This is a genomic window from Millionella massiliensis, from assembly GCF_900104655.1.
Classification (GTDB): domain Bacteria; phylum Bacteroidota; class Bacteroidia; order Bacteroidales; family Rikenellaceae; genus Rikenella; species Rikenella massiliensis.
Map to the genome: position 1 here is coordinate 2,602,040 of NZ_FNWD01000002.1, position 14,433 is coordinate 2,616,472.

A 14,433-nucleotide genomic window follows, 5' to 3' on the forward strand; every position below is an offset into this window, starting at 1 on the left:
GGGACTGCGAGTGGGAATGTTGCTGTCATTTCGAGTAGTTTGTCGGTGGTAGGGGAACGAAGCGGTGTCGGGGATTTTGAGCATGATGCGGTACGGGATAACTGGAGTTCAGGATGTGTTGCATCCGGGTAATCATAAAACACACGAACATCATGAAAAGTCAGATTTCAAAATTGCTCTTTGCGGTGGCATGGTGCCTGTTTTTCGGCGGGATGGCTCGGGGACAGCATGTCGGGACACGGCCGGCGGACTGCCCGGCATACGCGGCAGAACCTGTTTCGACCGATCGAACTGTTTGTGAAACCGCTTCGGAACCGGCGCAAGTGGTGGCCGAACCCGGGATGGATCGACCGACACCGGGTGGTGCGACGAGGCCGAATGACGCGAAGGAGGTGTCGACGTTGGCTGAACCGATGACGGTCGATACGATCTGCTACGTAGTCAACCCCGAGGCCGAACGCCAGCGGTTCCGGGGCTGGGGAGTGTCGTTGTGCTGGTGGGCCAATATGTGCGGCCGGTGGAGCGATGAGAAGATCGACGAGATTGTGGATTGGCTGGTGAGTCCCGACGGATTGAACTTCAGCTATTTTCGTTATAATATCGGCGGCGGGGACGACCCGCTGAACCGTCACTGCACGCCGCATCACATGGGAATGGGACAGGGCAAGGGGCTGCGTGCCGAGATGGAGGGATTCAAGGATTCGACCGGCGGTGCCTATGTCTGGGAGCGTGATGCGGCCCAGCGGAAGATTCTGCTCAAGATCCGGGAAAAGCGACCCGACGCCGTGTTCGAAGCCTTCAGCAATTCATGCCCCTATTACATGACTTACAGCGGTTGCTGTTCGGGTAACGCCGATCCCGGGAAGGACAATCTGAAACCGGAGTATTACGAAGAGTTCGCGCATTATCTGGTGGATGTCTGCAAACACTATAAGGAGGAGTATGGCATCGAGTTCCGCACGCTGGAACCCTTTAACGAGTCGATGACCAGTTACTGGTGGGCCAACGGGATTCAGGAGGGGTGCCACTTCGACTACAGCTCGCAGATTGCGTTTCTCAAGGTTCTTGCCCCAATTCTGAAGAAGTCGGGCCTCCGTACGGTGATTGCCGCTTCGGACGAGTCGAGCGTGGCTCAGGGTGTCGAAGGGTTCGATGCCTATCGCGAGGCCGGAATCCTGGACCTCATCGGGCAGTGGAACGTACACTCGTACCAGGCCGATCAACCCAGTCGCAGCCGATTGAATGCACGCTGCCGGGAGGCTGGTATGCCGCTCTGTATGAGCGAGGTGGGTTTCGGCGGGACGGGGTTGGCCGGCAATCTTGCCCTGGCCCGGAAACTGATGGACGACATCCGGTACATGATGCCCGAGTACTGGGCCGACTGGCAGTATGTCGAGGAGCGTACCGACCAGTGGTGCCTGGTTCGCGGTGACTTCAAGGCGCAGACCTACGAAAAGGTCAAAAACTATGCGGTTCGTCAGCATTTTACCAAATACATCAAGGCCGGATATACGTTCCTGACCTCGCTCAACGAGCAGACGCTCGTGGCCCGCAACGCGGCGCGTGATACGCTGGTCATCGTAGCGCTCAATACGGATTCGCTGCCCGTCTGCCACCGTGCCGATCTGTCGCTCTTTCGGGCGAGCGGCGATGGGGTTACCTGTCGGCTGACCACCCGGGAACAGGATTTGGCCGTTTGTTACAACCATTCCTTCCGGGACGGGGTGCTGAGCTACACTCTGCCGGCCAACAGCATCGCCACGCTGATCGTGCCGCTGGCCGACCCGGCACAACGCCCTGCGGAACCTCTGAAGGCAGGAACCTCCTACGCGATTGTGCCGCGAGGTGCGGCCGGTCTGGCCCTGCAGGCCGACAGCGGAGCGGTACGGGTCGTTGAAAACCGCTACCTGCCGGCTCAGCGATGGGTGTTGAAAGGCAAAGCCGGACGGTATGTCCTGCGTAATGAGCAGCGAGAGGTGCTGATTGTTTCAGAGCAGGGCGATGGGCTGAGCCACTCGAAACAGGCCGTCGGGAAGCAGCGTTTCCGGATCGAGCCGGTCGACGGGATGTTTTATCAGCTTGTCACTCCGGACGGGACGAAGGCGTTGGAGTTGCAGGAGGGTAACCTCGCCGCCGGAACACGTGTCGGACTCGGTGCATGTGCCGATATGCCGATGGACTACCACCGTCAGTGGCAGCTGGTTCGCCTGCCGTAGCCCGGCTGCGGTATGGGCTGTGATCGACCGCGGCATGTGGAGGACGCAGGTGGCTTCGGTCGGGTGGGCTCGACAAACCGCGCGAGCCGCGCTGCGCAGATGGTGCCGGTTGCGAACGCTCTTTGGGTGTAGATCCCTCTCCCGGTTTACGTTATCTCTTACTTTACACTAACCCCAAAACTTATGAAACGAATTGTTTGTCTGATTTCCGCACTTTGTATGTGCGGAGTGTCGGTGTCGGCACGGGAGTACCACGTCTCTCCCACCGGCAGCGATGCCCATGACGGCAGTGCAGCTGCCCCGCTGCAAACCATCAACGCTGCGGCTCAGCGCGCTTTGGCGGGCGATACGGTCACGGTGCACGAGGGGACTTACCGCGAATGGGTGAATCCCCTGAACGGCGGCGAAAGTGACTCCAGGCGAATCCTCTACCGCGTAGCCGATGGCGAAACGGTCCACCTGAAGGGTTCGGAACTGATCAAGAGTTGGGTAAGGGAGAAGAAGGCCCCGGGCGTGTGGAAAGTGGTGCTGCCGAACAGCTTTTTCGGAGCCTACAACCCCTATAACGATCCGATTGTGGGCGACTGGTTTACGCCCTGGGGCAAACCCCACACGGGGAATGTTTTCCTGAATGACGTTTCGATGTACGAAACGCGCAGCGTCGAGAAGGTGCTGGCTCCCGACACGGTCCGCAGCACGCGCGATCCGCAGGGAACGACGCGGGTATGGCACGCGGTGGTGGATGCCGACAATACCACGATTTATGCCAACTTCGGTGACGTGGATCCCAATCGCGAGACGGTCGAGATCGCTGTCCGTCCGACCTGTTTCTATCCGACCCGTCAGGGGTTGAATTACATCACCCTGCGCGGGTTTCACGTCAGCCAGGCGGCAACCCAGTGGGCGGCCCCGACGGCCGAACAGGTGGGGATGATCGGTACGCACTGGAGCAAAGGGTGGATCATCGAGAACAATGTGGTGCGCAACTCGCGCTGCAGCGGCATCACGTTGGGCAAGGAGCGTCCCACGGGCCACAACCTCCTGTGCAACGACACGCGACTGGACGGGATGGCCCACTATCTGGAGGTCATCTTCCGGGCGCTGCGTGCCGGTTGGAACAAGGAGCAGGTCGGTTCGCACATCGTCCGGAACAACGTGATCTCCGATTGCGGACAGACCGGTATCTGTGGCAGTCTGGGAGGTGCGTTCAGCGAGATATACGGCAATCATATCTACAACATCTGGGTCACAGGGCAGTTTGCCGGGGCCGAAATGGGCGGAATCAAGCTCCACGGTGCAATCGATACCTATATCCATCATAACCGCATTCACCGCGTCGGCCACATCGGGATCTGGCTCGACTGGATGAGCCAGGGGGCACGCGTCTCGTCCAACCTGCTGTACAATAACGGTACGTCGGATCTCTTTTTCGAGGTGGACCACGGGCCCTTCATGGTGGACAACAACATCATGTTGTCGGCCTGTTCCGTGAACGAGGTCTCCGACGGCGGGGCCTATCTGTACAATCTGTTTGGCGGTACGGTCACCGGGCGCGACGATGCACGTTATATCCCGTACCACTTGAACCACTCTACGGAGGTCAAGGGGGTCCGGTCGTTTCTGATCGGCGACCACCGTTTCTATAACAATGTGTTTGTGGGGCGCAAGGGGCAGGAAAAGTGCGGTTTGGCGCTTTACGATACGGCCCAGCTGCCCATTTATGCCGCCGGGAATCTCTTTTGCAACGGAGCCCGGCCGATGAAGGGTCGCGAGCAGGGCGTCGTGGCGGCCGATTACAATCCGCAAATCCGGCTGGAGGAGACTTCAGATGGGGTTTACATGACCTTTACGGTCGACGGTGCCGCGACGGCTGGCCTGCAGACCCGTCCGGTCGATGCCGCACGGCTGGGTACCGTCCAGTTGTCGGGGTACGGGTATGAAAATCCCGACGGAACACCGCTTGACGTACAGGTCGATTTCTTCGGCAAGGCTCGTTCTGTGGAGACTCCGACTCCGGGGCCGGTCGAAGGGGTGTCGTCCGGCAGTCAGCGGCTGAAGGTCTGGTAACCTAAGATTTACGGTGCTCCGGGAGAAATGAGTTTTTTGGGGGGATAGCACCCGTTGGAAAATGCAGTGTATGGCCGATTCATCCTTTCCGGGGGTGGATCGGCTTTTTTGTGTGAGGATTGAACGGGTGGTGTTGAGCACTATCAGCGGAGAGTTTACATTGGGGGGGATGAATGGCAAACGAACTGCAAAGCATACGGACAGAGGTCGGGTATGACGAATTTAACGGTCAGATTCCGAGCAGGTCTGTATATTTTGTCGTATATTTGATGAATCGATTGAGTCGTAAACAGTGAATGTTTCGACTTGAAAGTTTATTCGCCTTATTTAATACTAGCCCAAACCCATTATGAACCGTTTTTTTTGTCTGCTCTCCGCATTGTGTATGTGCGGAGTGTCGGTGTCAGCGCGGGAGTACCACGTCTCGCTCACCGGCAGTAATGCCAACGACGGCAGCATCGCCGCACCTCTGAAAACCATTAACGAAGCGGCCCGGCGTGCCATGCCGGGTGATACGGTCACGGTGCACGAAGGAACCTATCGGGAGTGCATCGTTCCATCTCGGGGGGGTACCTCCGATCGGATGCGTATCACGTACCGTGCCGCTCCCGGCGAGCGTGTCGTAGTGAGCGGTTCTGAGCCCGTTTCCGGTTGGGTGAAAGTGCAGCACGATACCTGGAGAGTGACTTTACCGAACACGTTTTTCGGTACTTTCAATCCGTTTGACGAGTTGATCTATGGAAGCTGGTACAACAGTGACGGGCGGCCGAACCACACCGGCGAGGTGCTGCTGAATGGACAGCGGTTGCGCGAGATCTTTTCGCGCGATCAGATTCTGCGTCCGATCGACGGGCAGCCCCGCTGGTATGCCGAAGCTGACGGTAACGGCGGGCCTGTGTTGATGAACATCGAGTGGATCCGCCCCGCCACGGGAGAAAAAATGACCTCCATGCAGGCTTCCGTCGAAGGCGGTGACCAGGCAATCTGCATTGCAGTGGCCGACCGCTGGCCGTTCGGATATCTGAAAGACGGGTCGGTGCTCCATTTCGACGGGGTTGATTTCGGCGCCGGAACCGACACGCTGTTTTTTCAGGCCGCTACGTTGGCCAAAGGCGGAATCGTGGAGGCGCGGTTGAACGATCCGTCCGGTGAGTTGCTCGGGCTGAGCATGGTGACGAACACCGGCGGGTGGGAAGCGTTTGCCGTGTTCCCGATCAAGATGAACCGGAAACTGGCCGGTACAAACGACATCTGCTTTGTGTTGAGGGCTCCGGCCGTGAAACAGAATGGCCAAACGACAATCTGGGCGCAATTCCCCAATGGCATCGACCCGAACAAAGAGGAGGTCGAAATCACGGTGCGTCCGCAGGTCTTTTATCCGGATCGGGCAGGCGTCAACTATATCACGATCAGCGGTTTCATTCTGGAAAACGCAGCCACGAACTGGGCACCGCCTTCGGCCGAACAACCCGGACTGGTGGGGACCCGTTGGTCGAAAGGGTGGATCATCGAAAACAACACGATCCGCAATTCGCGTTGTTCGGGTATTTCGCTCGGTCGTCCGACCTTTGGCCATGCCCACCACTATCAGAAACTCCCTCCGAAGATCTATCCCGAACCGGGCGGCGGACAGACCCTGCAACAGTTGATCGACTATTTCGATCGTGCGTCCTGGAACAAAGAGGATGTCGGATTCCACATTGTGCGCAATAACCATATCTACGAGTGCGGACAGGCCGGTATTGTCGGATGCAGCGGCGGGGCGTTCAGCCTGATCGAGGGTAACGAGATTCACGACATCTGTATGAACGAGAGCTTTACCGGAGCCGAAATGGCCGGTATCAAGCTGCATTTTGCCTGTGATGCGATTTTGCGGAACAACCACATCTATCGATCGATCCGCGGTTTGTGGCTGGACTGGGGCGCGCAGGGGGTACAGGTGATCGGTAACCTTTTCCACGACAACGACCAGTGTGAAGACCTCTTTGTCGAGGTGTGCCACGGCCCGACTCTCGTAGCCAACAACATTATGCTCTCCCGCAAGGCCATGACCTTGTCATCACAGGGGATAGCCGCGGTACATAACCTGGTTTGCGGCGGCATATCGGGAAATCCCGACATCCGTGAGACCTTCTTCTATGAACCGCACGGGACGATCTCGGCGGGCAAGACGGTCAATCGGGGCGGGGATTTCAGGTGGTACAACAACCTGCTGCTCGAACGGGCCTCGCTCGGCGACTGGAGTAACCACGAACTGCCGATCGTGTATGGCGCCAATGTGTTTGCAGCAGGTGCACACGCGGCTGTGGACGACCATACGGCTTTTGCCGACTCCCTGTCGGACCCGGCCGTGAAGCTGGTGCAGAAGTCGGACGGTTGGTATCTGTCGATGAATGTGCCGGCTGCGTGGAAAGGGAAAATAAAATGCAAAACAGTCACAACGTCGACCCTGGGTAAAGCGGTCGTTCCGGATCAGGAGTTTACGAATCCGGATGGTAGCCGATTGCGGGTCGACCGGGACTATCTGGACCGGAAACGGAGCGGGAATCCCAGCCCCGGGGCGTTTGAGATCGGAACCTTCGGGCCGCAGGAGTGGCGTGTATGGCCCAAACAGGAGTAGCCGGATTGAAGGTTTCCCGTTCCCGTCGGACGCGATGAGGGTCTGAACGGACCGTCCGGTCCCCGGTCAGATTCGTCGTTCGGCCGCATTTCAAAGAAAACATATAACCTCATAAAAATCAATTACGTAGAACGATGAAAAAGTTTTTTTGTCTGCTTGCAGCCTCGTGCCTCTGTACTACGGCGCTGTATGCCAAGGAGTATCATGTAGCTCCGGGAGGGAGTAATGCGAATGATGGCAGTATCTCCGCACCCCTGAAAACCATTAACGAAGCGGCTCAGCGTGCCCTGCCCGGCGATACGGTCACGGTGCACGAAGGGACCTACCGCGAATGGGTCAACCCGCTGAACGGCGGTGAAAGTGACTCTAAACGAATCCTCTACCGCGTGGCCGATGGCGAAACGGCCCATCTGAAAGGGTCGGAGCTGATCAAAAACTGGGTCAAAGAGAAGAAGGCCCGGGGAGTGTGGAAAGTGGTGCTGCCAAACACCTTCTTCGGAGCATACAATCCGTACAATGACCGCATCTTCGGCGACTGGTTTGCCAACTACGGTCATGTGCACCATACGGGTGACGTCTATCTGAACGACGTGTCACTCTATGAGACCGACAGCCTGGGTAAGGTGATGACACCCGATACGATTCGCACCCTGCGCGATCCCGAGGGTACCACGCGGGTATGGCACGCGGTGGTGGATGCCGACAATACCACGATCTATGCTAACTTCGGTGACGTAGATCCCAATCGCGAGACGGTCGAAATTGCCGTCCGTCCAACCTGCTTCTATCCGACCCGTCAGGGGCTCGACTACATCACCATCCGAGGATTCCATGTCAGTCAGGCGGCAACCCAGTGGGCTGCTCCGACGGCCGAACAGGTGGGGATGATCGGTACGCACTGGTGCAAAGGGTGGATTATCGAAAACAATGTGATTCGCAACTCCCGTTGTAATGGGATTACGCTGGGCAAGGAGCGGAGCAGCGGACACAATCTGGAGTGCAACGACCGCCGTCTGGACGGTACGGCTCACTACATTGAGGTTATTTTCAATGTATTGAGAGCCGGATGGTGTAAAGACGAAGTCGGTTCGCACATCGTCCGGAACAACGTGATCTCAGACTGTGAGCAGACCGGTATTTGCGGCAGCATGGGTGCCGCCTTCAGCGAAATCTACGGAAACCATATCTACAATATCCTGGTCAAACAGCAGTTTGGCGGGGCCGAGATGGCCGGTATCAAACTCCACGGTGCGATCGACACCTACATTCATAACAACCGTATCCACAAGACCGGGAATTTCGGAATATGGCTCGATTGGATGGCCCAGGGGGCGCGTGTCTCTTCCAATCTGCTGTACGACAACCTGGCCCAGGACCTCTTCCTGGAGGTGGACCACGGGCCGTATGTGGTGGACAACAACATTATGCTCTCGCCTCACTCCGTGTATGAAAGTTCCGATGGCGGGGCCTATCTGTACAACCTCTTTGCCGGGGACTTTAACGGGCAGGACGACATGCGTTATACGCCCTATCACCTGAACCATTCGACCGAGGTGAAAGGGATCCGTACCATCACGCACGGTGACCACCGCTTTTATAACAATATTTTTGTTGGACGGGCCAATGCGAAGGGGAATTTCGGGCTGGTTGTCTTTGAGTCGGCGCAATATCCCATCTATGCTGCCGGTAATTTGTTCTGTGGAGGCGCCCGGCCGATGAAGGAGCGCGACCAAGGCGTTGTGGCGGCCGATTACGATCCGCAGGTCACGCTGGAGGAGACGCCCGGTGAAGTGTATCTGAAATTTACGGTCGACCCGGCCGCCGTGGCTGGCCTTCAGACCCGTCCGGTCGATGCGTCTCTGCTGGGCATCACCAAATTGGCGGGTTACGCATATGAGAATCCCGACGGAACGCCGCTTGAAGTTCCGGTCGATTTCTTCGGTAAGGCTCGTTCTGCAGACACTCCGACTCCGGGGCCGGTTGAAGGGCTGTCGTCCGGCAGTCAGCGGCTGAAGGTCTGGTAATGTGAGATTCGCGGTGCTCCGGGAGAAAAGAGTCCTCCCTTGGGAACTAGCCCGTTGGAAAATGCAGTGTATGGCCGATTCATCCTTTCGGGATGGATCGGCTTTTTTGTGCAGGGAGTGAGCGAGGAAACACGCGGACTGAGTAGATAGGTGTATAGGGGGAGAGCAGAAACCGGAGAAACGGAAAGAATGACGCGGATGTCGTGGAATGGATGAAAATGGTGTCGTTTGCGGTCTTCGATAGTTCGAAAACAATGCCGAACCTTAAAATTGCGTACCTTAGCGGTCGTTGTTGCCTGCCGGGATGTGTACAAGTCGCACGACTGAGCGACTTGAACCGGTCGGGCTGTTTACATCGTTTTTTATGAGCAATTCTGTTTTCGAGGCCGCCCAACAGTTGGCGGCGCAGGTGGTGGAGTGGAGACGCGAAATCCACCGTCATGCCGAACTCTCGTTCGAGGAGCATCGGACTTCGGCGCTGATCTGTCAGGTGCTGGACCAGCATGGTATCTCGTATAAAAAGGTGGCCGGGACGGGTGTTCTGGCCCGGATCGACGGACGTACGGCCGACCCGATCCATCCGGTGGTGTTGCGCGCCGACATGGATGCGCTGCCCATTACCGAAGCCTCCGGGCTTCCGTTTGCCTGTGCGGATGGAGCCATGCACGCCTGCGGTCACGATCTCCATACGTCGGCCCTGCTGGGGGCGCTGGTGCTGTTGCAGGCGCGGCGCGAGACGTTCGACGGTACGATTCTGGGGCTTTTCCAGCCGGGCGAAGAGTTGTGGCCCGGTGGCGCTTCGATTGTGCTGAAAGAGGGGGTCTTCGACGGGATGGAACCGCGGGCCTTTGTCGGCGGACATGTCTCGCCCGAACTGAAGGTCGGTCAGATCGGTCTGCGCAGCGGCACCTTCATGGCTTCGACCGACGAAATCCACATCACGGTTCACGGTAAGGGCGGACATGGTGGTCTGCCGCACCTGCTGAAAGACCCGGTGCTGGCCACTTCGGCCATGATCGTGGCGATGCAGCAGATCGTGAGCCGCAACAACTACGCCTTCACGCCGTCGGTGCTGTCGTTCGGGCGGGTGATTGCCGACGGGGCCACCAACATTATTCCGGATCAGGTGGAGGTCGAAGGGACTTTCCGCACAATGGACGAGGAGTGGCGTAAGGAGGCGCACCGCCGTATCCGCGAGGTGGCCGAACAGACAACGGCTGCCTACGGTTGTACGGCCGAGGTCGATCTGATGGTGGGTTATCCCTGTGTGCTGAACGATGAGCGGCTGACGGCCACGGCTCGTGAGGTGGCTGCCGAAACTTTTGGAGCGCAGGCTGCAGTCGATATCCCGCGACGCATGACGGCCGAGGATTTTGGCTCCTATTCGGTGCGTTATCCGTCGGTCTTTTTCCGTTGGGGCGTCGAGTGCGACATTCCGTTGCACAATGCCGCTTTCGTGGCCGACGAGCGGGCGATCCCTTATGGGGTTGCGATGCTGGCGGCGATGGCGTTGAGGTTGTCGGGCTGCGCTGAGTAGCGGCCGTGCGCGGGGGAGATGCTTTCCCCTATATATACAAAAAGCGATCGGCGGATTTTCCTGCAGGAAAATCCGCCGATCGCTTTATCGTTTTTCGTATTTGGGAGAACTTGTCGGAGGTGCCCCGAGCTGGTGGCATGTGGCTTTTCGGGATCGTGGCTTTGAAACCTTGAAAAGGGTTGTCGGTTTAGGATCGTTCCGAGCCTTTCTCGCGTCAGATTTTTCTAACTGGTGGTGCTGTATGTGCAGTCTGACTTTATGCCTCTGCCTTTAATTCCCGGTTTCAAAGTTCAACTTTAGGCCCCGAGCCAGTTTCTGTTTCTGCAGCCTGTCTTGCCGGCCCCCCGCTGTCTCTCGTCTTCCTCGCCGGGGGTTAGGCGAAGAGCTTTTCGACCGTGCGCACCACGTAGTCGGGCTTGGGATCGAGCGGGAAGACGTGGTGGGGTTTGAGGTACCAGAGTTCCTTGTTGCGCTGGAAGTGGCGTTCGCCGCCGCCGGTGATGTTCAGCATGACGATCTTTTCGGGATCGACCTGTCCGTTTCTGACGGCCTGGATCAGGGTGGCCAGGGCGACGCCGGCTGCGGAGTAGATGTCTACACCTTCGAGCTCTTCGAAGAGTTTGCGGGCTGCGCGGGCCTCTTCGTTGGTGGCCACGAGGATGTCGCCGCCGGTGGCTACCAGGGCATCGTACAGGCCGCCATGGAGGCTGTACGGCGGTTTGCGGTTCGAGAGTACTTTGGCGTCGATGGCTTCGGCGTCGGCACGTGCCTGGTCGGGATCGTAGGGGAGCATGTCGCGGCTGCCGGCGCGCCAGGCATCGTACATCGGCACGAAGGGTACGTTCTGCGATACCATCAGTTTCATCACCGTATTGCCGAAGCGGCCGTCTTCGATGAGTCGCTGGTTGGCTTCCCAGGCGGCGATGGCACCGGTGCCGCTGCCCACGGCCTGGAAGTAGTAGTCGGGGATCCGGCCGATGGTGGTGGCTGCCGAGAGGACGGTGGTCCCCATGCCGTCGCGTCGGGCGATGTTCTTGGCGCCCCCTTCGGCGTAGAACATGGGCGACTGGAGGGCGAGGTTGCTCAGGTGGATGGCGTCGAAGTAGTCACCGCCGACCTGCGGAGCGATCAGTTTGACGCAGGGGTCGAGCGGAGCGTCGAACCACAGGGCGTTGATGTTCTCTTCGGGAACGGAGAGCAGCAGCGGAATCTTGTTGTCGGAGCATACTTTGGCGAAAGCGCGGGCGGTATTGCCGGCCGAGGCGACCACCAGCACCCGCTTCTCGTTTTCGGCGCGTCGGGCGCAGACGTTGTAGGCTTCGGTCTCCTTGAACGAGCAGGTGGTCATCCGTGCGCCTACTTGCGGGAAATAACCGCTGAAGGTGATGTAGAGGTTTTTCAGTCCCAGGTGGTTGGCCAGTTTGACGCTTTTGTAGGTGACTGGGGCGTGGCTGCCCTTGAGCATCCGGCGGATCGGCAGCCAGTCGCAGTAGCGGTAGATGCCGTACTCTTCGCCGCGGACGTTGAGCTGGCGGTTTTCATACTGGGCGCGGATGAGCGCCGGTTCGTGGGCTTGCGGGTCGTCGAGCATCCAGCCTTCGTCTTCGAATTCGCGACCGGTTTCTACGTTGATAAGGGTATAGCGGGTGGGTTTGAAATTCTCCATTCCGTAGATGGTTTATGTCTGTGGCGGGCGGTTGAACGCCGCCGATCGGTTGTTTCAGAGCTATTTTCTCGCTGCAAAGGTACAAAAAACAGTTTGCTGCCGGAATGGGTATAAATACCCATATCGGGGGGCGGAAGGGTGTCTGGAGTATTTCTGGGCGGGGACGGACGGTCGTTGCTTCGGAAAATTGCGTACCTTTACTTGTTGTTTGCCCCCGGGGGATGGTGTCCGGCGAGCGGCCTGCGAGCAGGAGGGAATGGACGAAAGGTGAAGTGTGCGTCGCGGGGGTGATTCGAATAAGATTATGAAACAGGTACTTACTGCTGATGAATTTCTGGCGGCGGGAAGCAGCGGCGTGATTTTCGACGTGCGCAGCCCCGGCGAATACCGCGCGGGGCATATCCCCGGCGCGTTGAGTCTGCCGCTCTTCTCGGATGCCGAACGGGCCGAGGTGGGGACGATTTATACGCAGGTGGGACGCAACGAAGCCGTCGAACGTGGTCTGGAGATTGTGGGGCCGAAACTGGCCGGCTTTGTCCGCACGGCGCGTGCGGCGGCCGACGGCCGGACGCTTTTCCTCTACTGTTGGCGCGGCGGCATGCGCAGCGGTAGCATGGCATGGTTGATGCGTACGGCCGGCATGCAGGCGGTGGTGCTCGAAGGGGGCTACCGGGCTTACCGGCGCTCGTTCGTCGAACTGCTGGCCACACGGCCGTGGCGACTGATCGAGGTGGGCGGCTTTACGGGTTGCGGCAAGAGCGATATTTTGCGGGCCATGGCCCGTCGGGGCGAGCAGGTGCTCGATCTCGAAGCGCTGGCCTGCCACAAAGGCTCTGTATTTGGGGCGCTGGGCGAAGGCGAGCAGCCTACTACCGAAGAGTTCATCAACCGGATTCACCATGCCATGCGGGGGATGGACCCGGCACGGCCGGTGTGGGTCGAGGGCGAAAGCCAGGCGATCGGTCATGTGAGCGTACCGCCCGAACTGTTCCGCATGATGCAGGCGGCGCCGCTGGTGCTCTTTTCGTTGCCGACGGAGCCTCGTTTGCGGCGGCTGGTGGCCGAATACGGTCGCTTCTCGACGGAGGAACTCGCGGCGGCTTTCGGCAAGATTGCCAAGCGACTCGGCGATGGCTATCCGCGGGCGCTGAGGGCGTTGGAGGAGGGGCGGATCGACGAGGCGGCCGAGATCGCCATGCGCTATTACGACAAGTGCTACACGAGGTCGTTGCACAAAGAGGGGCGACCGTTCGTCGAATGTGCCGTGTCGGAGGACGATCCCGAGGCGACGGCGGCGTTGCTGGTCGAGCGGTTCGGATCGCTGGCCGACCCCTCTGGCGGGGAACGTTGAGTTTGGGGGTTTTGTATAATGCTACGGTAGTTGAAGGTGAGGAGGAGTTTTGTAAGTGTGATGTTTAGCTGTTTTGAGATGAAGTGTTGAATAAATTGATGGATACGGCCTGATGCTCTTTTTCGCGGGCGGTGCGTGTGTCGGAGGTGTTACTGGGGGGCTGTCTTGCTTGAAAGCGGGGCGTGGGGTTGGAAGTGAGAATGGGAATCCGCTCGAGGCGAACAGGAAAGTGATGAGCTGACAAGTCGATGATCGATCGAAAATTATACAGTTTATGAAAACAATCGATACACGGGGTAAATTGTGTCCCCAACCGCTGATTATGACCAAGCGGGCCATTGCGGCCGCAGCGCCGGGCGACGAATTCGAGGTGCTGACTGACAATCCGACCGCCTTTTCCAACCTGAAAAGCTATCTGACTGAGCTGGGAATCGCGTTCCGGGCCGAAGAGGACCGGTTGCGGTTCACGTTGAGTTCGGTTCCGGCCGGGGCGGCGCCGTCGTCGCCCGATCCGGTGTGCGGAGTGCCCGCCCGTCCTTTGGCGGCAGTCCCGGCAGCGAAGGGTTATTGTGTGGCCGTGCGCAGCGACCGCATGGGCGAGGGAAATGACGATCTGGGGCGGATTCTGCTGCGGGCGTTCATCAACGCGCTGGGCGATGCGGACCGTCTGCCCGACCACATGCTGTTCTACAACGGCGGCGTGCACCTGGCGCTGGAGGGCAGCGATACGGTGCCGGCGTTGCAGGAACTGGAGAGACGCGGAGTGAAGATTCTGGTGTGCGGCACCTGTCTCGACTTCTACGGCGTTAAGGAACGGCTGGCGGTAGGCACGGTCAGCAACATGTTCAAGATCACCGAAGTGCTGTCGCAGACCGGCCATGTGGTCTATCCCTAATGCGGGGGGTGTCGAACTACCGTGGATGACAGAATCATGTGTGCCGATCCTGTTGCG

General features: G+C 58.7%; 8 protein-coding genes. 7 read left to right on the plus strand and 1 reads right to left on the minus strand.

Features of this window, described 5'->3' with window-relative positions; translation table 11 throughout:
* Positions 1-152: 152 nt before the first annotated feature.
* The 5 genes from BQ5379_RS09945 (at position 153) to BQ5379_RS09965 (ending at position 10,464) form a co-directional block, all read left to right on the plus strand.
* Positions 153-2,216 carry a glycoside hydrolase gene (locus BQ5379_RS09945; RefSeq protein WP_235846057.1) on the plus strand — a complete coding sequence of 688 codons (2,064 nt, stop codon included), beginning with the start codon at positions 153-155 and terminating at the stop codon, positions 2,214-2,216.
* 183 nt (positions 2,217-2,399) lie between these two features.
* Entirely contained in the window at positions 2,400-4,283 is a 1,884-nt protein-coding gene (locus BQ5379_RS09950) for a right-handed parallel beta-helix repeat-containing protein (protein ID WP_083377704.1), read from the plus strand.
* A gap of 349 nt (positions 4,284-4,632) precedes the next feature.
* Entirely contained in the window at positions 4,633-6,903 is a 2,271-nt protein-coding gene (locus BQ5379_RS09955; RefSeq protein ID WP_071135291.1) for a carbohydrate-binding protein, read from the plus strand.
* A 134-nt stretch (positions 6,904-7,037) separates the two neighbouring features.
* Positions 7,038-8,927: a right-handed parallel beta-helix repeat-containing protein gene (locus tag BQ5379_RS09960; protein ID WP_083377705.1), complete on the plus strand. Its 1,890-nt coding sequence runs from the start codon at positions 7,038-7,040 to the stop codon at positions 8,925-8,927.
* Positions 8,928-9,291: 364 nt separating this feature from the next.
* Positions 9,292-10,464: a M20 metallopeptidase family protein gene (locus BQ5379_RS09965; RefSeq protein WP_071135292.1), complete on the plus strand. Its 1,173-nt coding sequence runs from the start codon at positions 9,292-9,294 to the stop codon at positions 10,462-10,464.
* Between the two features lie 373 nt (positions 10,465-10,837).
* On the opposite strand, the gene BQ5379_RS09970 is transcribed toward BQ5379_RS09965, so the two are convergent.
* On the minus strand, positions 10,838-12,130 hold the full coding sequence (locus tag BQ5379_RS09970) for a cysteate synthase (protein WP_071135293.1): 1,293 nt from the start codon (positions 12,128-12,130) through the stop codon (positions 10,838-10,840).
* A gap of 304 nt (positions 12,131-12,434) precedes the next feature.
* Here BQ5379_RS09970 and mnmH point away from each other — a divergent pair, with 304 nt between their 5' ends.
* Positions 12,435-13,481, plus strand: coding sequence for a tRNA 2-selenouridine(34) synthase MnmH (gene mnmH / locus BQ5379_RS09975; RefSeq protein WP_071135294.1), 1,047 nt, complete (start codon positions 12,435-12,437; stop codon positions 13,479-13,481).
* A gap of 274 nt (positions 13,482-13,755) precedes the next feature.
* Positions 13,756-14,376, plus strand: coding sequence for a sulfurtransferase-like selenium metabolism protein YedF (gene yedF, locus BQ5379_RS09980; RefSeq protein WP_071135295.1), 621 nt, complete (start codon positions 13,756-13,758; stop codon positions 14,374-14,376).
* Positions 14,377-14,433 lie beyond the last annotated feature (57 nt).

Excerpts from the sequence above, each read along its gene's own strand:
- BQ5379_RS09950 (WP_083377704.1), top strand. The coding sequence starts at position 2,400 with ATGAAACGAATTGTTTGTCTGATTTCCGCACTTTGTATGTGCGGAGTG.
- BQ5379_RS09965 (WP_071135292.1), top strand. The coding sequence starts at position 9,292 with ATGAGCAATTCTGTTTTCGAGGCCGCCCAACAGTTGGCGGCGCAGGTG.
- BQ5379_RS09960 (WP_083377705.1), top strand. The coding sequence starts at position 7,038 with ATGAAAAAGTTTTTTTGTCTGCTTGCAGCCTCGTGCCTCTGTACTACG.
- BQ5379_RS09970 (WP_071135293.1), bottom strand. The coding sequence starts at position 12,130 with ATGGAGAATTTCAAACCCACCCGCTATACCCTTATCAACGTAGAAACC.
- yedF (WP_071135295.1), top strand. The coding sequence starts at position 13,756 with ATGAAAACAATCGATACACGGGGTAAATTGTGTCCCCAACCGCTGATT.
- BQ5379_RS09955 (WP_071135291.1), top strand. The coding sequence starts at position 4,633 with ATGAACCGTTTTTTTTGTCTGCTCTCCGCATTGTGTATGTGCGGAGTG.
- BQ5379_RS09945 (WP_235846057.1), top strand. The coding sequence starts at position 153 with ATGAAAAGTCAGATTTCAAAATTGCTCTTTGCGGTGGCATGGTGCCTG.
- mnmH (WP_071135294.1), top strand. The coding sequence starts at position 12,435 with ATGAAACAGGTACTTACTGCTGATGAATTTCTGGCGGCGGGAAGCAGC.